The sequence below is a fragment of the Succinispira mobilis DSM 6222 genome, assembly GCF_000384135.1.
GTDB lineage: Bacteria > Bacillota > Negativicutes > Acidaminococcales > Succinispiraceae > Succinispira > Succinispira mobilis.
Window position 1 is genome coordinate 296,058 of record NZ_KB913028.1, and the last position, 22,689, is coordinate 318,746.

20 protein-coding genes, 1 riboswitch and 1 other annotated feature are annotated in these 22,689 nt (G+C 38.7%); of the genes, 9 read left to right on the forward strand and 11 right to left on the reverse strand.

The window, feature by feature from the left end; genetic code table 11:
* Positions 1–29 precede the first annotated feature (29 nt).
* From dnaB to SUCMO_RS10860, 6 genes are all read right to left on the reverse strand, one after another.
* On the reverse strand, positions 30–1,373 hold the full coding sequence (gene dnaB, locus SUCMO_RS0101435) for a replicative DNA helicase (protein ID WP_019878615.1): 1,344 nt from the start codon (positions 1,371–1,373) through the stop codon (positions 30–32).
* 21 nt (positions 1,374–1,394) lie between these two features.
* Positions 1,395–1,847 (reverse strand): 50S ribosomal protein L9, encoded by a 453-nt coding sequence (rplI, locus tag SUCMO_RS0101440; protein ID WP_019878616.1) that lies wholly within the window; start codon positions 1,845–1,847, stop codon positions 1,395–1,397.
* Entirely contained in the window at positions 1,819–3,846 is a 2,028-nt protein-coding gene (locus SUCMO_RS0101445; RefSeq protein WP_019878617.1) for a DHH family phosphoesterase, read from the reverse strand. The genes rplI and SUCMO_RS0101445 overlap by 29 nt, the downstream gene beginning before the upstream one ends.
* Before the next feature lie 31 nt (positions 3,847–3,877).
* Positions 3,878–4,840: a YybS family protein gene (locus tag SUCMO_RS0101450; RefSeq protein WP_019878619.1), complete on the reverse strand. Its 963-nt coding sequence runs from the start codon at positions 4,838–4,840 to the stop codon at positions 3,878–3,880.
* A gap of 567 nt (positions 4,841–5,407) precedes the next feature.
* Entirely contained in the window at positions 5,408–8,035 is a 2,628-nt protein-coding gene (locus tag SUCMO_RS0101455; protein WP_019878620.1) for a calcium-translocating P-type ATPase, PMCA-type, read from the reverse strand.
* 106 nt (positions 8,036–8,141) lie between these two features.
* Complete coding sequence (locus SUCMO_RS10860; RefSeq protein WP_019878621.1) at positions 8,142–8,768, reverse strand: TerD family protein; 627 nt, start codon at positions 8,766–8,768, stop codon at positions 8,142–8,144.
* Between the two features lie 106 nt (positions 8,769–8,874).
* Here SUCMO_RS10860 and SUCMO_RS0101465 point away from each other — a divergent pair, with 106 nt between their 5' ends.
* Positions 8,875–9,696 (forward strand): MBL fold metallo-hydrolase, encoded by an 822-nt coding sequence (locus tag SUCMO_RS0101465; RefSeq protein ID WP_019878622.1) that lies wholly within the window; start codon positions 8,875–8,877, stop codon positions 9,694–9,696.
* Between the two features lie 157 nt (positions 9,697–9,853).
* On the opposite strand, the gene citX is transcribed toward SUCMO_RS0101465, so the two are convergent.
* Both citX and SUCMO_RS0101475 read right to left on the reverse strand, forming a co-directional pair.
* Complete coding sequence (citX, locus tag SUCMO_RS10110; RefSeq protein WP_019878623.1) at positions 9,854–10,363, reverse strand: citrate lyase holo-[acyl-carrier protein] synthase; 510 nt, start codon at positions 10,361–10,363, stop codon at positions 9,854–9,856.
* A 21-nt stretch (positions 10,364–10,384) separates the two neighbouring features.
* Positions 10,385–11,983: a putative polysaccharide biosynthesis protein gene (locus SUCMO_RS0101475; protein ID WP_019878627.1), complete on the reverse strand. Its 1,599-nt coding sequence runs from the start codon at positions 11,981–11,983 to the stop codon at positions 10,385–10,387.
* 123 nt (positions 11,984–12,106) lie between these two features.
* On the opposite strand from SUCMO_RS0101475, the gene SUCMO_RS11360 reads away from it, so the two are divergent.
* Positions 12,107–12,274: a hypothetical protein gene (locus SUCMO_RS11360; protein ID WP_156819221.1), complete on the forward strand. Its 168-nt coding sequence runs from the start codon at positions 12,107–12,109 to the stop codon at positions 12,272–12,274.
* Positions 12,275–12,336: 62 nt separating this feature from the next.
* On the opposite strand, the gene SUCMO_RS0101485 is transcribed toward SUCMO_RS11360, so the two are convergent.
* Positions 12,337–12,771: a C-GCAxxG-C-C family protein gene (locus tag SUCMO_RS0101485; RefSeq protein WP_019878628.1), complete on the reverse strand. Its 435-nt coding sequence runs from the start codon at positions 12,769–12,771 to the stop codon at positions 12,337–12,339.
* Between the two features lie 269 nt (positions 12,772–13,040).
* On the opposite strand from SUCMO_RS0101485, the gene SUCMO_RS0101490 reads away from it, so the two are divergent.
* From SUCMO_RS0101490 to SUCMO_RS0101515, 6 genes are all read left to right on the forward strand, one after another.
* Positions 13,041–13,589, forward strand: a complete 549-nt coding sequence (locus SUCMO_RS0101490) for a hypothetical protein (RefSeq protein WP_019878629.1) — start codon at positions 13,041–13,043, stop codon at positions 13,587–13,589.
* 13 nt (positions 13,590–13,602) lie between these two features.
* The gene (locus tag SUCMO_RS0101495) at positions 13,603–14,073 is read left to right on the forward strand and encodes a CYTH domain-containing protein (RefSeq protein ID WP_019878630.1); all 471 of its coding nucleotides are present in this window, start codon (positions 13,603–13,605) and stop codon (positions 14,071–14,073) included.
* A gap of 51 nt (positions 14,074–14,124) precedes the next feature.
* Positions 14,125–14,346 (forward strand): hypothetical protein, encoded by a 222-nt coding sequence (locus SUCMO_RS0101500; protein WP_019878631.1) that lies wholly within the window; start codon positions 14,125–14,127, stop codon positions 14,344–14,346.
* A 293-nt stretch (positions 14,347–14,639) separates the two neighbouring features.
* Positions 14,640–14,871: a binding site (T-box leader), on the forward strand.
* 68 nt (positions 14,872–14,939) lie between these two features.
* The gene (locus tag SUCMO_RS0101505) at positions 14,940–15,197 is read left to right on the forward strand and encodes an ACT domain-containing protein (RefSeq protein WP_019878633.1); all 258 of its coding nucleotides are present in this window, start codon (positions 14,940–14,942) and stop codon (positions 15,195–15,197) included.
* A 9-nt stretch (positions 15,198–15,206) separates the two neighbouring features.
* Positions 15,207–16,898, forward strand: a complete 1,692-nt coding sequence (gene ilvB, locus SUCMO_RS0101510) for a biosynthetic-type acetolactate synthase large subunit (protein WP_019878634.1) — start codon at positions 15,207–15,209, stop codon at positions 16,896–16,898.
* Positions 16,899–17,085: 187 nt separating this feature from the next.
* A complete protein-coding gene (locus tag SUCMO_RS0101515; RefSeq protein WP_019878635.1) occupies positions 17,086–17,865 on the forward strand; it encodes a histidinol-phosphatase HisJ family protein in 780 nt (259 codons plus the stop codon).
* Here SUCMO_RS0101515 and SUCMO_RS0101520 read toward each other — a convergent pair.
* Both SUCMO_RS0101520 and SUCMO_RS0101525 read right to left on the reverse strand, forming a co-directional pair.
* The gene (locus SUCMO_RS0101520) at positions 17,862–19,028 is read right to left on the reverse strand and encodes a right-handed parallel beta-helix repeat-containing protein (RefSeq protein WP_083938632.1); all 1,167 of its coding nucleotides are present in this window, start codon (positions 19,026–19,028) and stop codon (positions 17,862–17,864) included. The genes SUCMO_RS0101515 and SUCMO_RS0101520 overlap by 4 nt on opposite strands.
* The gene (locus SUCMO_RS0101525; protein WP_019878637.1) at positions 19,015–20,526 is read right to left on the reverse strand and encodes a dynamin family protein; all 1,512 of its coding nucleotides are present in this window, start codon (positions 20,524–20,526) and stop codon (positions 19,015–19,017) included. The genes SUCMO_RS0101520 and SUCMO_RS0101525 overlap by 14 nt, the downstream gene beginning before the upstream one ends.
* Positions 20,527–20,844: 318 nt before the next feature.
* Positions 20,845–20,997, reverse strand: a riboswitch (cobalamin riboswitch).
* Between the two features lie 225 nt (positions 20,998–21,222).
* Between SUCMO_RS0101525 and serS the strand changes: the two genes are divergently transcribed.
* Positions 21,223–22,494 carry a serine--tRNA ligase gene (gene serS / locus SUCMO_RS0101530; protein WP_019878638.1) on the forward strand — a complete coding sequence of 424 codons (1,272 nt, stop codon included), beginning with the start codon at positions 21,223–21,225 and terminating at the stop codon, positions 22,492–22,494.
* Positions 22,495–22,689 lie beyond the last annotated feature (195 nt).

Genomic DNA, 22,689 nt, shown 5'->3' on the forward strand with positions numbered 1-22,689 from the left:
AGCGAACAATAACTTTGTTTGCGACAAAATTATTCGTATGTTGTGGTAATGTTGCCAAAGCGCGTATAGTGCTTTTGAAATAGCAATTGTACTGTATCGACAGGACCATTTCTGTGCTTAGCAATAATTAACTCGGTAATATCTTTGTTTTCCGTTTCCTTGTCATAATAATCTTCGCGGTATAAAAAGGCCACGATATCAGCATCTTGCTCTAGTGAACCAGATTCGCGCAGGTCACTGAGCATCGGACGCTTGGATTGGCGACTTTCTACACTACGACTTAATTGCGAAAGAGCAATAACGGGGACATTTAATTCCCGCGCTAGGGCCTTTAGGGAACGGGAGATTTCCGAGATTTCTTGTTGTCGATTTTCGTTTTTGCTGGAACTACTAGAGCCTTGCATTAATTGTAGATAATCGACAATAATCAATTGCAAATTATGTTCTAATTTAAGGCGTCGGGCTTTAGAGCGCATTTCCATAACTGTAATACCCGGGGTATCATCAATGAAAATATTAGCATTATTGAGCCGATCAGCAGCGTCAATGAGTTTACGCCAGTCTTTATCATCTAGAGCACCAATTCGAAGGCGCTGGGAATCAATCGGCGCTTCTGAGCAGAGCATCCGCTGTACGAGCTGCTCTTGCGACATTTCTAGCGAGAAAAAAGCTACACATTTTTTCTCGCGAATGGCCACATTTTGAGCAATATTTAAGACTAAAGCGGTTTTCCCCATACTTGGGCGAGCCGCAATTAAAATTAAGTCCGAAGGTTGCAAACCAGCTGTAAGTCGATCGAAATCAGTAAAGCCAGAAGCTAGGCCAGTAATAGCACCTTTATTGGAGTACAGTTTTTCGATTCGATTAAAAGCTGAAAAAAGAATTTCTTTAATTGGCGTAAATTCACGCCCGAGATTGCGACTAGAGATTTCTAAAATCATTTTTTCGGCGCGATCGACAATATTTTCGACTTCTTCACTACCTTCGTAGCCCATGGCCGCAATATTAGTGGATACCGAAATTAATTGTCTTAACAGCGCCTTCTCTTCAATTATTTTTGCATGATAACTGACATTAGCAGCTGTAGGTACAGCATTAGCTAAAAAAGAAATATAGGCGAGACCGCCAACTTCTTCGAGCTGATTATGCCGTTTTAAAACTTCTGTGAGGGTGACAATATCTACCGCCTCATTTTTTTCATAAAGCTCCAAAATGCGACGGTAAATTTGTTTATGGGCTTCTTTGTAAAAATCGCGGGCTTGTAACAGTTCTGTGACTTTGGAAATTGCCTCTTTTTCAATTAGCATTGCGCCGAGGACACATTGTTCGGCCTCGACATTTTGTGGCGGCACGCGATCAAGGTTATTTTGCACTAGTTTTATACCTCGTTGTAATTAATTTGCTTGCGCCTTGATATGAACAGTAAATTCAGCGGCAATTTCGGGGTGGATTTTGGCAACTGCTTTGTAGGTGCCCACACCTTTTACAGATTCTTTTAGTTCGATTTTGCGACGATCTAAGTCAATTTTAGTTTGTTTTAACAACTCTTCGGCCACATCTTTCGAAGCGATAGAACCGAAAAGTTTACCGTTTTCACCGAGACGAACAAATAGTGTAATTTCTACTTTCGATAATTGATTAGCCAAGACAATTGCTTCGTCTTTTTGTTGTTTGGCGCGATGCTCTTGAGTTGATTTTTGTTGTTTAGCTAAATTCATAGTAGCATCAGTGGCACTGATGGCTAATTTTTTGTTAAATAAAAAATTGCGGGCATAACCTTCGGAAACTTCCACAATATCACCTTTTTTACCTAAGTTTTTAACTTCTTGTTGTAGGATTACTTTCATTTTTCTTACACTCCTCTAACTGTTTTTGAATTAGAGCAATAATTTGCTCTTTAAGTGTAGCTAATTGCACTTGTTTTAATTGTACGCCAGCTACAGTTTGGTGACCGCCTCCACCTAGCTCTTCCATGACAATTTGCACATTGATTTTGCCTAGCGAGCGAGCACTTACTAAAGTAGTTTCTTTATCAATATTAGCAATAACCACAGAACAAATGATACCTTCCATTTGCAGCAGGATATCTGCTGATTGCGCAATTGCTACTGAAGCGGCAGGAATATCGAGTAATTCACAGCAACTGATTACTACACCACCTGGTTGGATAGTCGCACTGGAGATTAGTTGGGCACGCGCTTTGGCTGTAGCGAGATCTTCGCTAAATAATTGGCGCACCATATTAGGATCAGCGCCTGCTTTCCGCAACGCGGCGGCAGCTTCAAAAGTACGAGCTCCAGTTTGTACGGCAAAGTTTTTGGTATCTACGACAATACCCGCATAGAGTAAGGATGCTTCTAAGCGGCTAAAATCATGGAGATTTTCAAAATAGTATAGTAACTCTGTAACTAACTCGCTGGTCGAAGAAGAAGATGGTTCGAGATACACAATTAAAGTATCACGAATAATATCTTCGGCGCGGCGATGATGGTCAATAATAATTTTTTTAGAAGCGAGCTCCAGTATTTCTGGGGCGGCACTTAGACTGGCCCGATGATGGTCCACGACAAATAATAAACTATGAGGTGTAACCAGCTCTACAGCCTGAGCCCCCGAGATGAAAACATTATCATATTCGTGGTATTCTGGTAAGAGTTCGGCACATTTACTCAAAGAAACACCTTGACCACTAGTGATAATATGCACGGGCTTACGGAGGCAATGGGCCATTTTAGCAACACCTATTGCACTACCTAAGCTATCATAGTCTTCATTAATATGTCCCATAATAAAAACAATATCTGTCTCAGCAATTAAATCTTGTAGAGTATGGGCAATAATGCGAGCCCGTACGCGAGTGTTTTTTTCTAAGGCAGTAGTTTTACCACCAAAAAACTGCATAGCTCCATTAATAGAGACAGCAGCTTGATCACCACCACGACCGAGGGCGATATCTAAGCACGATTGGGCTTTTTGCCCAGTTTCAAAAACACTGTCTTCATCAGTGGCAATGCCAATGCTGAGTGTTAGCGGTGTTTTATTATTGCCCTTGTTCTCGCGAATTCGATCTAAAATATCGAATTTGTGTTGCATTAAATAGAGCAAAGCTTCTTTATCAAGAGTTACGAAGTAGGTATCCTCGGAATGACGCTTGTATACACCGCCAAACTCCGCAATCCAGGCCCCCACTAATTTATTTACCTCAGCTAAAACTGTACTACGTTGCCCGTCAGACATTCCTTGCAAAGCATCGTTGAGGTTGTCGATTTGAATATAGGCAATAGCTAGTTTTTCGTTTTCGTAGTCTTTAGTTAAATGCTCTAAAGTAGTAATATCTTGTAAATAAATTAAAAAAATCGGTTCTTCTTGTTCTTTTAAAGGGGAAGTTTTATAAGTAAGCAAATAGGTTTTGCCCATAATATTGATTTTCTTTTCCCCAGGTTCAGCATTAATTACCCCTAAACTTAGCTCTGGGATAATTGTATCTAAGCGCAAGCTGGTTATTTTCTCTAAGGGAAAGATGTTATAAAATTGGTCATTATGCCAAATTAAGTAACCTTTAGCATTAAATATAGCAGCGCCTAAAGGAACTTCTTGTAGAGCTTGAAAGGTCGATTGTTCTAACTCGCTGATCAAGAAATCCACGTGTTTGTCAATTTCTAAACGATGAATTTGCAAGCGACGTTTCGCATACCAATAGAGAATTATTAAGCTGAAAATGCCTGGAATTAGCCAAAAAATTGAATGTAGACCTAATAAGAGGGTAAAAACTATCAACACAAACAGATAGACCTTGGTATCGGCTACAAAAGATTTTAAAAAATTGGGAAATGCTTTTTTAAACATTAACTAAGCCCCCTTGCACAGCGTGCAGCAACTATTTGTTGCGCGTATTTAAACGTCGATAATCAAATACCACATCGAAAGCGCCCATTAAAACGACAACTTGCACTAGAAATTGATTGCTGAATAACAAGATTACAATTAAGCTTTTTAAAAAATTCGGCCAATTTTTATAGTGAATGTAATAATAAGCAATGCTAAGGCCTTGAATTAATAAAATTACATTAGTCACCATCTGCACGTTTACACCAATTAAGTATAAAATGTTAGTTGGGTCTTGATTATAGAAAGTAACTAGCAATAAGGAAACACCATAAATCCATAGTACATAACCCGGAATCTGCCAAAGACGAAATTCCGTAAATTCTGGTTGTGGATTACCGAGACGCGCTAGAATTTTTTTGGCAATTAGATAGTTAATATAGGTGTCAACAACTGAGGCTAAAGCAAAGCCGGCGGGCATAATATACTTTAATAAACCAATAGTAGTTTCCATGGTCGTGCGAATTTCTTGCAGTTGTTCGGCGGTAAAACCGAGACTTTGGTAAATGCTCAACGCTTGTTCGAGCGCTTGCCCAGTGGCTGCAAGTTGTACTGTTAATGGATTGATGCCCATGAGGACAATGCTAATTAATAAAACCGCACCCTTAGATAAGAGTGAAGCCCCTGTACCAATTATCATAGTTTTTAGCGGTGACCAAGCTTGATTAATGGCATAACCTAGCGCAATGCCAATAAAGCCAAAGCCAAACACTACGGAAATTGCTTGAATGGGATTAATTAAAATCGCAATAATTATCCCGGCGACAGCCAAACACATCAAACTGGCTTTTAGTCCATGACGCACGCCTAATAATAAGATTGGCACTGGCCAAATTAAATTTACAATTACACCTAAAAAAGGTAGATATACACTAATTAAAGCAAAGACTATGGCAATTGAGGCAAGAATGCCACCTTCGACCATTGAAGCAGTTTTTGTTGTTGAGTTTTGCACGCAGTCCTCCTAAAAAATGAATTTACTAAGCAATCTTTATTGTATCACAAAAAAAGTAGTTAAAACAGTTTTTTTAGTTATACAAACCTAACAGTATTTAGTTGCGGTTTAGGTTATTTGCTTAAAGAATTAATTTTTAGCAAAGTTGCCGAGGCAGTTTAATAGCTAAAAAGCCATACGTTTTGCTTGGATAAAAGTGCTTAAATAGAACTTGCTAGCGTGAAGATACAGCGCGACAAAACTATTATAGCTGTATCGTAGCTAAAATAGGGTTTTAAATATTAAGCCAATGACATTGGAGCAAGTGTAAACTAAAAAGTAGCGCTAATTTTTAAAACGGTTTGGTGAAAAAACTGCAACCGCTTCCGCAACAGACTGCTATCTATTGCTTCTTCAAAAAGTTAAAACTGGATTAAGAAATTTTACATTCTTAATCCAGTCTAAATATGCCTCTTTATTATTCACACCACAACATTTGATATAGAACCTAAATATATTTCTTTTGTGTATAGCACAAAAATTTAATCAAAATAGCTAGATTATATAGGCATTTAACGGCTCTTAAGTTTATCTCGTTAACAATTTGCGCATAAATTCTACAACTAAAATAGTAAGCGATAAACCAATAACTACAAACCATTCGTCTAATTGTAGAGGCGTAGTGCGGAGGATTTTGCCACCTAAGAAAGTCATAGCAATTTGAATGCCGAGAATTAGGGCCATAATTTTGGTAAAGCCCGGGTTTTTATCTAAATTTTGGAAGATATTTAAGCCTTCCGAACGAACATTGAAAGCATTAATAATCGCTAAGAAGGTGAACAGATTAAAAAAGCCCGTAAACATATAAATATTATTGGGGCTAGTTCTAAACAAGCCAGTAATAGCAGCAGAGCTTAAGAAAAATAAGCCTAGGGCAGTTAAGTATAGCCCGTTAGTGAAAATAGAGCTAAGCATTTGTGGGCTAACAATATTTTCATCGCGTTTTTTCGGTTTCTCTTGCATATATTTCATTAAAGCTGGTTCACCACCGAAAGCCATAGCCGCTAAAGTATCCATAACCAGGTTAATCCAGAGGATTTGGGTAATGGTAAGTGGTTTGTCAATGCCAATAAAAGGACCAATAAAGGAAATACTTACGGCGGCCACATTAATTGTGAGCTGGAAGGTGATAAATTTGCGAATGCTGTTATAGATAGTTCGGCCGTATAAAATCGCTTTTTCGATACTATTAAAATTATCATCGAGAATTACAATATCACCAGCTTCTTTGGCAACTTCCGTACCGCTACCCATGGCAAAACCTACGTCAGCTTTTTTCAGTGCTGGCGAATCATTTACCCCATCACCAGTCATGCCTACGACCATATTTAGCTCTTGAGCTATTTTTACGAAGCGCGATTTGTCACTTGGTAAGGCGCGAGCTACAACTCTTAATTTAGGCAATAACTCCTTAAGTTGGGCATCGCTAAGTTGTTGCATTTCTTCGGACGTTAAAGTTACATCGGAGTCAGAGGTAATAAGATTACTTTCTTTAGCAATAGCCACCGCTGTTTCGCGGCGGTCACCCGTAATCATTACGACTTGCACACCGGCTTCTTGCACGGCTTTTATGGCTTCGACTGCTTCGGGACGCACATCATCGCGGATGGCAAGAATTCCTAATAAAATTAAATTGTTTGCCGGTAGACCACCAGATTCAACATCATAGTCTCCTTCGTAAACACAAAGAGCTAACATCCGCATTGCTTGATTGGCATAAGCTAGCATTTGCTCTTCTAAGGCTTGCTGATAGTCAGTTGTTAAAACTTGTTTTTGACCATTTTGGTCGTAGTAAAAGTCGGTGTGACTGAGTAATTTTTCTGGAGCGCCTTTGATTAAAGCGCCAGTTAAATCACCAGCAACGACGGCGATAGAATACTTATCAGCGCTATTGAAAGGAATCATGAATTGGCGCTCGGTACGAATCATTGTCGAACACTGCCAAAGAATAAATTGCCCTAAAGCGCGTTCAGTGGAATTGCCGCCAATTACCTTGTCTTCAGAAATTTTCGCAGAACTATTGTGACAAATACTAGTAACTAATAGCTGTCTTTGAGCGGTGGGGATGGATTCAATGTTATTATATTCCACTTTATCGCCGCTAAGAAAACGGACAACTTCTAGTTGGCCTTTAGTAATCGTACCCGTTTTATCAGAAAACAACAGATTTAAACTGCCGGCGGTTTCAATGCCCACAATTTTACGAACTAAGACGTTATCTTTGAGCATTTTACTCATATTTAAGGAAGAGACAATCGCAATCATCAGTGGTAGCCCTTCGGGCACTGCCATAACGATAATTACTACCGCGAGGATAATAGCTTGGAGTAAGTCGTTGATTAAAACGGGATAATTGCTGAAATAGCCCCAGAAATTACCACTATGAATGGCATTTTCAATCATTACGGCTACTGCAATTAACACCCCACCAGCATAACCAAACTTACTGATTTTATGCGCTAACTGTGTGAGTTTAATTTTTAAAGGGGAATCACGTTCTTCGCTTGCGAGTTCTAGAGTTAGCTGGCCGTAGACAGTTTTATCGCCAATTTTAATGGCTTGCATTACAGCTTCGCCCTCTACAACTACAGTACCGCGAAACAGCTTATAGGTGTCGAGAAAATCTACGGGACAGGCATCAAAATCAAAGCCTGCGGGAGCAGTATGTTTAGCCGCTTCTTTGCTTTCGCCATTTAAAACTGATTGGTCGACTTTGATAAAACCTTCGAGCATAATCCCATCTACAGGAATTTTATCACCACTTTGGATGATGATGGCATCCCCACAAACTAATTCGTCAATTAAGATCTCTTGCACTTTTTCATCGCGCCAAACCTTGCAGTAAGTACGACTAGCCTCTTCTTGTAATTGTTGGAAGGTGTTTTCGTTAGAGTACTCAGAATAGGTGCTAACAAAGGTAGCTAAAATTATAGCTAACAAAATGCCCAGCGTCTCAAACCACTCGCCGTGTCCAGCTAAAGTGAAAATCACATTAATAGCTAGAGCTACAAGTAAAATGCGAATAATCGGGTCAGAAAAATTGCCCTTATACTTATCCCAAAAACTTTCTTGTTTATGGGGTGTAAGCTTATTAGAACCAAATTCTTGGAGTGATTTTTGCACTTGGGTACTACTTAAACCGAATTGTTTTTGCATGATTGGTAATAACACATCCTTTAAAAGTATTTTGTAAAATCTATAAAATATTCTACCAAAGGTAAAATAGTCGTAGTCACTTAAAAAAGCACTAAGGTAATTTTAATTAAGTTGTTGTAGGGGTATAAATTTTCAAGAGTTCAGGCAGGGTTGTTATGGGCAACGGCTCTAGCAGTGCTTGCAATAGCCAACTATTATTATCTTGGCGGGTTAACTTAAGTAACTGAAGATAGGTTATGGGGGTCTCGAATTTAGGTAAGCAGAGGCTCAGCCAAGGCTTATGGTCTACGGGACTGACTAATAAGCAGGCGTTTTGAATTTGGGAAAAATCTTGATGGCGTTTGGCGGCCTCATAAATACTAACGACAAACACCAGCGATTCAACCCAAGTGGGCAGAGTATCAAAACAGACCTGAAGACGCTCTTGTTTATTGGCGGCGTTTGTACCCGTCAGATTATCGCTAAGATGGCGCACACTTTTGCAAGCACTAATTGGGGTGGCAAAAGAAATAAAAGCAGCAGGTGTAGGTAATTTCGTTTGGGCATTCAACAAGAGCACTGCTAAATCACAATCTAGAGCAGCTGGCTGTAGGCCACGAAAAACACTGCCTAGCGAGCGGGGTGCTTCTAATGTGCTGGAGTTGCTCCAAGTAAAATCAAAAGTTAGAGTAGTCGGCTGAGTAGCCGCTAATTGAAATCGCCAAGAATCTTGGGCTACGAGTTTGATACTCATGAAACTTGCCTCCTATCTATCTGAAAATATTACCGCAAAGCAAATAAATTATGATAATATATTAATTATAATTTAGCACAAAAGATTTTGAAAGGGGTAGGACAAAATGAAAGTAACTATTTTAGTTGATAATACTACTTATAGAACGAATTTGTTGGCCGAAGACGGATTTTGTGCCTATATAGAAGATGGAGATTTTAAAGTTTTATTGGATACCGGCGAAAGTGATGTGTTTTTACGCAATGCTGCGCAGTTAAAGCTAGATATTTTGCAGGCAGATTATGTGGTGTTATCACATGGGCATCATGACCATACTTGGGGTTTAAAATATTTTATCGCCCAAAAACAAGCGCAACTAGGCATGAAAAACAGCAAATTACTAATGCACCCGCGGGCATTATACCGCAAAACTGCGGATTTGCGAGAAATTGGTTTTGATTTGCAGTGGGCAGAACTCGAAATTTTAGAACCGCAATTAAGTAGTAAACCTGTTTGGTTAAATGAGCGGCTTTTATATTTAGGTCAGATCGAACGCTTAGTAGAACATGAAGGGAAAAATACTTTAGGCGAAGAGTACTTACCTGATGGTACTAAACAGGCCGATTATATTTATGATGATACGGCTATCGCTTATAAAGGTGAGCAGGGGTTAGTAATTATAACAGGCTGCTCACATTCGGGGATTGGTAATATTATTGCTCAAGCTAAGCGGCTTTGCCAGGAAGAACGAATCCAAGCGGTAATTGGTGGTTTACATTTGCGTAATCCACAACCAGAGTTATTAGCGGCTACCGTAGAGCATTTGGCGACACAAGCTATTGGGGATTTAGTAGCTTGTCACTGTACAGATCAAAATTCGCGTATTGCTTTAGCCAAATTAGGCAATTTAGTCTCACCTACAGTAGGGCTAACTTTAGAATATAAGTAAACAATTAACTCGAGCAACAGGAAGTACATAACCTTTGAGTTTGTCGCTTAGAAAATTATAAAGAACACAACTAACGTAACTTGAACCACATCTAAAATTAGACCAAAAAGCTAACTTTAGGGGGAACATCAGCTGTTGGTGGTGTTCTTTTTTATTATTAAGACTGCTTTGTTGCTGGCACTTTTTGAAATTGTTTCAACAAGTTATGGGCATAAGCTTCTAATTCGCGGAGTGAATGTGTTTGCTCCCGAATACATAAACTTGCTGGTCGGGTGCACAAAAAACAATTACGACCTTGCGGGCGAGTACTAAGGCGCTGATAAGTTGCATCAAAAACATCAATATCCAAGAGGCGAGAAAATTCACTAGTTGTTTCTAGTTTTTGTGCAAAGCTTTTGACTTCCGTAGCTGGAGCGGCTAAAACAAGCAGACATTCTGGACCACTAATTAAAGCCAGAGTTTCTAGGTAGCAGTGCGAGAAACTCTGCAGTAGTTGTTGGGTAGCCCAATTTAGTAGCTCCGTACTGCCAGGCGGATTTTTATTGCTGCCAGGCAGATTTAAAGTTATAGATACGAGAGTTTGTTGATATTTACGGCAGAGGACTTGTTGTCTTTCCGCACGCAATTCTTTAGCCTCGAGTAAGGTTTTCAAAGTTAAGTTGGACATAAAATCTCCCCCGAAAATAGCTTAAATGAAACGTTGAAATATCATGGTGAGGCGGGGCCCAATTACAGGTAATTTTTGGAGACTGTCACGATCCACAGCACCTAATAATAGGGTCAAGAAAGTGTACACGGGAATGGCAAATAAAATTGCCAAAAATAGATTTAAGTTGGCGGAGGTGGTAATTTGCCAGTAGATGGTTGCGTAAACTACAAGGCCCATACAAAGTGAAGCAAAACTTAATTTGCCCAGCTGCCATAAATTGGGGGAAAAACCAGTATATTTATAAATGAAAAATAAATTTAAAATTGCAGCAAAAGCAATATCCACTACCGTTGCTAAAGCGGCTCCTTTAATTCCTAAAAAAGGTAGAGCGGTTAATTGATAGTTAAGTAATACTTTTAGTAAAGCCGCTAAAATCATATTAAACATGGGAATACTTGTATGCCCTAAGCCTTGTAAAATACCAGTACTAACTTGATGAACACCCAAAATAAAAATACCAAAACTCATAACTTGAATGGTAGGCGTGGCTAAAGGCGCGTTATAAATTAAGCTGGAAATTGGTTCAGCTAAGACAAAAAGACCGACACTACAGGGAATAGTAATCAAAGCCGCAACATTAAAGGCCGTATTCACCTGCTTGCTAATCGCTTCTTTAGCTTTTAAGGCAGCTAATTTGGCGATAGAAGGCACTAAACTAATTGCTAAGCTAGCAGTTAAGATTGTGGAGAGGTTTACTAAAGGCACAGCCATACCGGTTAAATAGCCAAAAAGCTCCGTGGCTTGACTCACGCTGAAACCAGCTACTTCTAGGCGAGCGGGGACAATAAGTAAGTCCATGTTAGCGACTAACGGCAACATTAAGCTAGACATAGATACGGGCAGTGCCAGTCGCAATAAACGCTTAATAATAGTTAGAGCGCTGTCGCTAATAGTGAGGGTAGTTTGTTGATTGAGTTTAAGTGCCATTTCTTTTTGCATTCTTTTATAAAAAAACATTAACACTAATAGTCCGCCAACAGCGCCGACACCAGCTCCTAAACTCGCTCCGGCTGCGGCGTACTCTAAACCATAGGGCAAAAGAGCATTAGCCATAGCAATCATCGTAATAACGCGTAAGAGTTGTTCGCAAATTTCGGAAACAGCAGTAGGCGTCATCGTTTGCCAACCTTGAAGATAGCCACGAAAACTGGAGAGAAAAGTTACGAAAAATACAGCGGGGGCTAGAGCAATAATTGAATAATAAGCACGAGCGTCACGGATTAAACCCCAAGAAACCAGAGCTTTGGCACCAAACACTAGCGCGAGTGAAAACACTAAACCGGTCAGAAACAGAAAATACAAGGAAGTGTGAAAAACCTTCTTGGCGCCGATATAATCATTTTTGGCTAGTTTCTCTGCGGTAATAATCGAAATGGCTACGGGAATGCCAGCAGAAGAAACACTTAAGGCTAAAAGGTAAATAGGAAAACCCATTTGATATAAGCCAATGCCTTCACCACCAAGAACACGAGACAGGATAATCCAATTCAAGGAGCCTATTACTTTTACGACAATTCCCGAAATAGTAAGTATTAAAGTGCCAGTCAGAAAACTGGGCATTAAATTATTTTTGCTCATAAGTTAATTATATATTCCTTTAGTTTAAATTTATCAATATACCCATCACTATATTCTATATAACTAATTAGGTTTTAGCAATAACTTAAAATAAGATTTCCAGAAATCTACTGAATTTAAAAGGTGATTGTTGTTGATTTAGGCGATTATTTAAAATTAACTCAAGCTCGGCAATTTAAACAACAAACTGGGACGGTAGTTAGTGATAAGTTTAGACCACTAACTACCGCCCCGTTTAAGTATAATTATATTAAGATTAAATTCAAGTTAGCAAAATCAGTTAAGTTTTAGGCAGATCGACCTAAGTCACGGATACAAACTACCTAGGGTAGGTAACAGGTAAAGTGAGAAAATTATTTTAGTAAGTTTTTAGCTTGAAGAAAATCGTTTAATAAGCCTGCGGTCAAACTAGTTACTTGAATACAATTGCCAGTTGGGCCAGCAGAACCGTAAGCAGTGTTTTTTACGACCTTACAACAGGCTGAAGAGAATTTGTTAGTAAATAAATCGTGAAATTCTTTGCTTAAGGCATAGATTTCAGTTTTATCAGCATCACTAGGTTGATTGCGCCCAATAAAGTTACTAAGAATCATAGTGCTAGCGGCTAAAGCACCACAAAGACAACCAGTTCCTAAGCCACCACCAAAGGCAGAAGCTAAAGGAACCAGTTGGCTAGAGATTTTTTTGGGGTAGGTACTGGCAAAACTAGCGGCTACGGATTCAGCGCAGTTAAAACCTTGGTTATATTTTTCTTGAGCTGTTTGTATAAGAATTGCTGTTTCTGACATAATACAAAACTCCTTTTTAATTAGAAATATAGACTATTTTTTTAAAGTATGCAAGAGTTAGATAGGTTACTAGTTTTTTTAGTGGAAAATCTAGCTTGGAGATGGGTAAATCGACTTAAAAAACCTGTTTCTAAACTCTTTTAGCCTAAGGCATATTGGCAAGAATAGCTTGTTGTAGTAAAATCATATATTATATAGGAATATATGATTTTTATTGGCATTATAACTACCGTAGGTAGCAGGACAATATTGGTGAGGAGGAAATGATCATGAGAAATATAAAGAATTCTTGGAAGTGGCGTATTGCTATCGCCACAGTCTTATTAGCACTAATTAGTATAATTTTTGTAAGTTGCTCTGGACCATCGCCAGAACAAAAACGGGCAGAAATGCAAGAGGTAACTGGAAAAATCACTAAAAATATTGCTGTTCTAGAAAATCTTACATTGGAATGGAAAAATATTTGGCAAAACATTGCTTTAGGGGGCATTACTTTTGATGAAGGGGTAGCAAAATTAAATGCAATCTCTGTAGCCGCTAAAGAAGTTTCTGAGTTGGTAGCTACAGCACCAACGCCAAAATGGTTAAAAGAAAAGCCTTTAGAGGACTTTGATAATATGAAAAAAGATATTAGTTTATCGGCAAATGCTTTAGCAGTTGCTTCGAAAGCAGGCGCCCAGATGTTGCAAGCTGGGAAGCTTACAGCGGGTGATATTTCCACAATGGCTAGTTACAGTAAGGAGGCCAATAACTATTTGGGTAAAACAATTTCGATGCTAAACAAGTTTAAAGATGGCTATGGTGTTGATAAAAAATAAGGGTGGTTAGAATATGGCACTAGAAATTGAACGGAAATTTTTAGTAAAAAAAAATCTTTGGCAACCCCAAGTGAAAGGTGAAAAATTAATTCAAGGTTATTTGACGAATGCAAAAGAGAAAGCCAGTGTTAGAGTTCGATTAAATGGTACCCAAGCTTACTTGAGTGTCAAAGGCTTGAGAGGGGCGGATTTGATTAGTCGTCTAGAATACGAATATCCGATACCCCCAAGCGATGCTCAAGAAATGCTGGAAAATTTTGCGGGACAAGTAATTGAAAAAATAAGATATACACAAACCCTTCGAGGTTGTATTTGGGAAGTCGATGAATTTTTGGGGGCTAACGCAGGGCTATTGGTAGCAGAAATCGAGTTGCAAGCCCCAGATCAAGACTTTTATCGGCCCGAATGGTTAGGGGCAGAAGTTTCGTCAGACTATCGCTATTTAAACTCTTATTTAGCAGAACATCCGTATACAAGTTGGTAATCGGGGTGCAAGAATAAAAGCAGGGCAATAAAGAACAAAAGAGGCTTAAAAATGGAGCGAATACAAGAAATCTGCAGTTTGTTAGAACAAATTGAGAAAATATTGCTGGAAATGAAAGCTCTTGCCTTGAGAGCTAACGAACAAGGCTGTAGTGTTGAGGAAGCACGGGCTTTAAATGCGCAGTTGACAATTTTAAAATCAGAGATTGATTTTTTGGCTGATTGTATTGCTGAAATCGAAAAAGGCGAGGTTCAAGAAAAATTCTATCAATAGCAGGTAATGCTCTTACACGAGGTTGACAAATAAAATTGAATATAGTAAAATTATTTTGGTGGTAGTGGTAAAGATGGTGTAGGTATGGTGGCAAAATAGAGCGAATTCCTTGAGCGGAAAAAAGGAATTTGGCTCTATTTTGTTTTTTGTCCGTATTTTCTCGACAAAAACAGGCAAAGTACACTGGGGAAACACAAAAACATAACATAAAGAAAAAACAAAGAAAAAAATAAAAAAATGTTGACAAGAGTGCATACCTTTGTGTATAATCTAGCTAATTTAATAAACAAACAAAAAAGACGATGATTGGGAATAAATATTTGGGGAACATGGTTTCAGAGAGCTAACGGTTGCTGCGAGTTAGTACTATGCTGAATAGATTAAATCACCCATGAGTTCATTGGTGAAACTCGAAAGAGGAGTAATTTAGTGCGTAACCCAGACGTTATCTGGGAGCTAATTGTTGGATTAGCGTTGAGTGATAAATTAGGGTGGTACCGCACAACTTGTATTTGTGCCCCTATGTAACTGGCCGCAGTTGCATAGGGGCTTTTTTGTTTGCCAAAATTAACTAAAAGTTAGGAGGAAATATTATGAAAAACGTGTTAAGTATAAAAGTTAAAAATCAACAAACTTCATTGCCGAGGGTATTGCGGATAATTAGTCGGCAAGGCTTAAAGGTTGAAAATCTAGTAATGTCGTTATCTATGGATGAAAAATACCTAGATATTAATGCTAAATTAGATTGTATTAATGTTCCCGAGCAACTGGTTAGATTGTTGGAAAAACAAATCGAGGTGGAAAGTGTAGATAGCACAGCGGGACTTAATTCACTAGTGATGGCTATTTAGGGGGAAAAGATGGAAAAAATTACAGGTGCACAAGCGATAGTAAGAGTGTTAGCCCAAGAAGGGGTAGATGTTGTTTTTGGTTACCCTGGTGGTTCAGTAATTCCCTTATATAATGCTTTGTATGATGCGCCCTTTAAAAATATTTTAGCAGTACATGAACAAGGCGCAGCCCATGCGGCTGATGGTTATGCTAGAGCTAGTGGCAAAGTCGGCGTTTGTATTGCTACTGCTGGTCCAGGTGCGACTAATTTGGTTACTGGCTTAGCTACGGCTTACTTAGATTCAGTGCCAGTAGTTGCAATTACCGGACAGGTGGCTCAAAACTTAATTGGTAGGGATGCTTTTCAAGAGGTAGACATTGTTAGCGTGAGTATGGCGATAACTAAATATAATACAATGATTGAAACGGTGGAAGAATTAGTTCCAACTTTAAAATATGCTTTTGCTTTAGCCAAGGCGGGTCGTCCAGGTCCAGTATTGATTGATGTACCTAGTAGCATTCAAAATGCTTTGTTAGATTGGGATGAGGCTAAGCTTTTGCCAATTCAAGAATTACCGGTTGAGAAGGCTGTTTTGAATGATTTGGGCGGCATGAGTGTTTTACAAGAGGTACAAGGTGTAATCATGCAAGCGAAGCGCCCTGTATTAGTAGCTGGCGGTGGGGTAATAAAGGCTAACGTGAGCGACCTATTAGCCGAATTTATTCAAACCACACAAATTCCAGTGGTAAGTACTTTAATGGGGTTAGGCGCAGTAGACTGCACCTATAAGAATTATCTCGGTTTGACAGGAATGCACGGGCATAAGGCAGCTAATTTAGCTATTTCACAGGCCGATGTGATTGTTGTAATTGGCAGTCGCTTTAGTGATCGGGTGACGGGAAATAAGGAAATCTATGCTAAAGATAAAAGAATTATTCAATTTGATATAGATAATTCCGAGTTAGATAAAAATATTGGCGCAGATATCGGGGTTTTAGGTAGTTTACAAGAAAGTTTACCGCTATTATTAAAGTTGGTTTGGACTAAATTAGAGATAGAGCCTTGGCGCCAAGCAATTAATAATTGGCAAGCAACAACAGTTACCGCGCATACAAGTAATTGCCTAACAGCACAGGTGATTATGGAAAGTTTAAATGCACAATTTGCTGATCAAGATGTGGTATATGTGACTGATGTGGGCCAAAATCAAATGTGGGCAGCACAACATTTGCAAATTAGAAAACCGCGTACCCATCTGACCTCTGGAGGTTGTGGAACAATGGGTTTTGCTGTGCCAGCTAGTGTGGGTGCGAGTTTTGGTAATAAGCAGGCGCGGATTGTGAGTATTTCTGGTGATGGTGGTTTTAAAATGACTGGGATGGAATTACATACCGCAGTGCGTGAAGGATTACCGCTAATTAGCATTGTAATTAATAATTATTGCTTGGGTATGGTGCGGCAATGGCAACATTTGTTTTTTGAGAAACGTTATTCGTCAACTATCTTAGGTAAAGGGTTTGATTTTGTGGGTTTTGCACAAAGTTGCGGTGCTGTGGCTTATCAAGCAAATAGCCCGGCTGAATTTCAACAAGCTTTACAACAAGCAGTGCAGTCATCGAAAGCGGTGCTGATTGAAGCTTGCATTGCCTGTGGTGATATGGTAGAACCGATGGTGGCACCAGGCCGGCCCCTAGATGAATTTGTTGATGTATACAAGTAGCAGTTCAGCTGTTGTTCCTAAGTAAGCTGAACTATTGTGTATTTCACAACTAGCTAAATATTTTCAATAGTTAAAACTATGATAAAAACGCCAGGCAAATTGAATTGTCTGGCGTTTTCGATATTTTTTTATAAATCTAGAAAAATTAGAGGCTATATGCTATGATAAGGCTTAAGAGGTGAGATTGGTGATATTTGATACACACATTCATTGTGATTTTTCTTGCGACTCCAGGCTACGCTTAGAAGAGGCTTGTGCCGTGGCAAAACAAAAAAACATTGGGATAATTATAACTGAACATATGGACTTGCACTATCCGACTAATCCTTTGGCTTTTGTTTTTGATATTGCGGAATATTTTAAAAGCGGAAATGCTTATCGAAACGAGCAGGTGCTATTAGGGATAGAACTAGGTTTACAAACTACCTGTCATCAAGAAAATGAAGCCGTGCTTAAGCAGGGTAATTTTGATATGGTAATTGGCTCCATTCATGTGGCCAAGCAAATCGATGTATACATGGAGAGGTTTTATGAAGGTTTTAGCAAACAGCAAAGCTACCAACGTTATCTAGAAGATATGTTGGCTTGTGTGCAACAGTTTAAAAACTATGATACTTTGGGACATATTGATTATATTTGTCGCTATGCACCTTATGAAGATACTAACTTAGAGTTAGCAGTGCATCGGGAATTATGGGCAGCAATCTTCGCACAATTGATTGCAGATGGCAAAGCCCTAGAACTTAACACTAGACGTTTGGATGAGCCATTAGCTAGAGCAAGCTTGCAACCGCTCTATAAGTTGTACTATGATTTGGGTGGCCGTTATGTAACATTGGGTTCGGATGCACACGCGCAAGCGGAAGTGGGGCGCAGAATTTGTTTGGCGGATACTTGGGTAAGAGATTTGGCCTTAGAGCCTGTGTATTTTAAAGAACGGCAGATGTTTAAGGCGAGCCAAGCTTAATCGAGGACAAGTTCGCCGTTGCAGTTTTGAAAGTCAAGATTATCATAACTAATATTACCGAGATAACCAGAAATTTGGACAATACTGCCAGTATCACTAAAACAATTAGTGAATTGGCAGTTTTTTATGCTTATTTCGGCAGGGGCTACGGTTTGTGCATAGATAGCGGCGCCAAAAGAAGGCGTATAGCTATTTAAACCTTTCGCTTGGCAATTAACAAAAGTGCAAGCTGTAATCTGGCTCTTGAGACAATTTTTCAAATATACGGTACCAGCGATAATTGTGCTACGGGCATTATTGGTGCTGTTTTCAAAATGACAATTTGTAAGGGTGACTTCTTGGGCAGTATCAATAAAAAGAGTACGATTGGAAAAATTTTGAAAAGTGCAGTTGTTGAATTCGATTTGTTGACAATTTATCAAATCAAGATTGCGACCGTTGCTAAAGGTGCAGTCTTCAAAACGAACACGGGTAGCATCCTCAAAAATCAGTTTGCAGTTTTCGGCAAAACTAAGATTTGCTTGGACAAAATGGACATCAGCACTAGTGTAGGTAGTAGTAGTGTTTAACGGGAAGTTGCCAAGGACTCTAAGTTGTGTGGCGTTATGGACACTAATTCCTTGAACAAAATTTTTACTGTAGTAGAGAAAATTTTCTTCGGCAATATTGGTACGGGTGTTTAAAAATTGTTGATATAGATCATTATCCTGTTGGACTATTGCCTGCACTAGTAGGAGCATTTGTTCCATTTTTAACAAAGAGATTTCTAAAAGCTCGGCGAACTCAGCAATATAGATAAAGTTTTCGGCAAGGGGTTTACGGTTGCAAAATAATAATAGTAGAGCATCTACTAAAAAATTATCCGCTAAAGGTTGGTGTTTGAAGCAATCTAAAAAAGTGGAAACATCTTTTAAATTAATATTTTTGGCTGCTTGGAGAAAAAAAGCTAAGTCTTCTTTTAACTGTAGGGGTTTGAGCAGGCGTTGCAAAAAGGACAACTTTTCCTTGCTAAAACCATCAGTATAAATTGCTAGGGAGGCTAAAAAAGTCAAATATGAAGATTTTTCTAAGGGGCTAGCCTGAGTTAGGGGATGCGAATCAAATGCAAAAATAATATTTTTGCTATTCGTAAGAGCTAAGTGCAGATTATTATAATTCATCATTAGTACCTCGAAAAACTTTCCGGACTAGACCAGAAAATTCCTTTGCATATTCAGAAAAATTACCAAGACGTAGTTGTTGATCAAGATAGTTTACAGCAATGGGGCGCTTGATAAACAGCTCTTCAAAGAGATAATGAACATAGAGACTATTGCCTAAATGCTGCGTGGCAAATTTATTATAAATATTAGCGAGATTTTCTTGCAAAAGCTGTTTAAATTCAGCACTATTCGTGTCCGTTTGCGCTGGGGTTAGGCGTTTATATTCTTGTAAAATGTTGAGAATATCTTGGCTAAGTTTAGTTTGGACGGGATCTAAGTTGCTTAATTCTGGTAAGTATAAGCCGAAACTGATAGCGGCAATTCGTAAACGCTGAAAGAAAACTTTTTGTAATTTCGTGCAGTAAGTTTGTTGGTTAATAATTGCCAAGAGTAAATTTTCTTTTTCGGCAATGAGCGCTTGGAGTTCTTGTTGGACAGTTAAATCTTGGCTGAGGCGGAGGATATATTTTAATTTTTGGATTTTTTTGCGCAAAGAGGCTTGTTGCGTTTGATAAAAATTAAGGCAGGCGGAAAAAAAGGCCAAGAAATTATCATTAAAAGATTGTTGATATTGGTATTTATTCAAACGTTGTAATTGTTTTAGGAGCTGAGCATTTTCGAAAGCCTGTGGTTTAAAGCTCGAAACAGCCAAAATACCAATATGGTCAATATTTTCTTGGGCGAGTTTATCGGCAATAGTAGCTTTAATTTTTAGAAGCTTCTCTAAAGCCACGCTATCACTTTTATTAACTAAAATCATCAACTTACTTTGGGGCCGCAAGTTTTTCAGCAAGAGCAGGTCGGAACGGGAAATTCCTTGCTCGTGAGCTTCTACAAACCAAAGCACAATATCGGCAGAATTTAACTGCGCTAAAGTTTTTTGGCTATCGGTATTTTCTGTAAAGTTAGGATTATTCGGTAAGGCATAGCCAGGAGTATCAAGAAAAGCTAGGTGCTCAAAAGGTTGTTTAGGAGTGCTGATAATAGTGTGACAAAGTAATTGCTGAATATTTTTTTGATAATTATCTTGGAGGGTTGCGCGGATTGTTTCGAACTCGGTAGGGGCAAGTGTAATGCTATTGCCGAAAATTCCAATTGCTAAATAAGATTCCTGGCCTTGGAGTATGTAGGTGGGAATAGTGGCATTAGCGGTTGTGGAATGTGGCAAGAGATTGGTTTGCAAAAGCTGGTTAAGAAAGCTAGTTTTACCAGAATTAAAGGCTCCGGCCAAGACCACGATATTTTTACCAACGAGGGAATTCATAGTTTTATACTGTGTGAATTTCGTGAATTCATGCATAAAATTGAAATATAATTCTGGGAAATTGGGTGGCGCATAACTTTTTAATTTTTCAGGAATACTTTTTTTAGCAATAAAACGGAGGATTAGGAAATCTTCTTTTTCTTCGATTTCTGGTTTAGGTAAGAGTTCAATTAGAAAGCGCGTAAAGTTATCCATCGCAATACCTCATTTATTTTAGCATAGAGCCATTATTTTTTAATTTTTTACCTTACTAGTTAATCGAAGCAAATTACAGTTTTATTAAGATGAGTAGGCGGATATTTTTTAGCAATAAGAAAAAACCAAAAGCAGCTTTGCCTTCCCAGGAGCAAAGCTGCTTTTGGTTTTTGGTAGGAGACTTTAAGAATGGAAAACAGATACTTTGCGTAGGTGGTTTTTAAAATAAAAAAACCTTTTCATAAGCGAAAAGGTATATAACAACAAAGTTCGAAAACTCAATTGGCACATATCTCCACCCCATCGCTCGTAGGGTATACGGTGATTTTTAAATAGGCAGATATCCTGGCTCAGAAGAAGTTAGGTCACAACCCAAATGACTAACTACTTCCTTACAGTGGCGGGACCGCATTAGCATTGCACTAATTTCCCTATTAAGCCTTACTAGGCACCTATTTGTCAGTATTTATTTTCCTAAGGGGATTATATAATATTGTGCAATTATTGTCAATAAATGTTAACAAAAAACATTTACTAAAGCGAAAAAATGCTACTTGACGCAGAATTGTAGTGGTTTGGTGCAAAAAAAATGCAAAGTAGCTATTTTTGGTTGATATATTTGGTAAATATTGATAAAATGGGTGTTATGAATAATTTGCAATTTTAGTGAGAGATAAATTTTAGGGGGCTTTACAGATGTTAGATATTAAATTTGTGCGTGAAAACTTAGACTGTGTGCAAGAGGCACTAAAAGCAAGAAACAATAGCTTGAGTTTAGAAAATTTTTCGCAGTTAGAACAAGACCGCCGGCGACTCTTACTTGAGGTAGAAAACCTCAAAAGTAAACGTAACCAAGTTTCACAAGATATTAGCAAAATGAAGCGTAATGGCGAAGATGCTAGTGAACAAATTTTAGCAATGCGTAATGTAGGCGATGAAATTGCTACAATCGAAGCGGATTTAAGAGCAGTAGAGGCGCAACTGAAAGAGATTATGTATAGCATCCCCAACATTCCTCACGGCAGTGTACCAGTTGGAAAAGATGAGCATGACAACCAACAAGTTAGGGCCCAAGGGACACCCAGAGAATTTGAGTTTCCAGCTAAACCACATTGGGAAATTGGTGAACAGCTAGGTATTTTAGATTTTGAACGAGCTGGCAAAGTTTCTGGAGCACGGTTTGTGTTTTATAAAGGCTTAGGCGCTAAATTAGAGCGGGCCGTAATAAACTTTATGCTCGATGTGCATACCATGCAACATGGCTATACAGAATTATTGCCACCTTACATTGTAAATAAAGACAGTATGTATGGGACAGGACAGTTACCTAAGTTTGCCGAAGATATGTTTAAATTAGAAGGCTTAGAATATTATTTAATTCCGACGGCGGAAGTGCCAGTTACCAACTATCATCGGGGCGAGATTTTGGCGGCAGAACAATTACCGCTGTGTTATACAGCTTATAGTGCTTGCTTTAGAGCTGAGGCCGGTTCCGCAGGTCGCGATACCCGCGGCTTGATTCGCCAACATCAATTTAACAAAGTAGAATTAGTTAAATTTGCGCATCCCGATAATTCCTATGAAGAGTTAGAAAAACTTACGCAAAATGCGGAAAGAATTTTACAGTTGTTAGAATTACCTTATCGGGTAATGTTACTTTGTAGTGGAGATATGGGCTTTTCTTCAGCGAAAACCTATGATTTAGAAGTATGGTTACCAAGTGCGAATTGCTATCGGGAAATTTCTTCTTGTTCCAATTTTGAAGATTTCCAAGCACGGCGCGCAGATATTAAATTCCGTCGCTCGATAAAAGAAAAGGCGGAATATCTACATACTTTAAATGGTTCTGGATTGGCGATTGGGCGGACTGTTTCAGCGATTTTGGAAAATAATCAACAAGCTGATGGTAGTGTACGCATTCCGAAAGCACTAGTTCCATATATGGGTGGCTTAGAAGTTATTGGCTAACAGGCTTGGTTTGCCAGAGTAAATAGATAAATAATAAATATTAAGAGCATGGTTTAAAAGTCTTCAGCTGCTAGGTGTTACAATTTTAGCAGTTAGGACTTTTCAAGCGCATGCTCTTTTTGTTTATAGAAATACTGGGTTAGACAGAATTTTTTCGCACAAAAGAGCCAAGGTTATTGAGCTGGATATTATCAG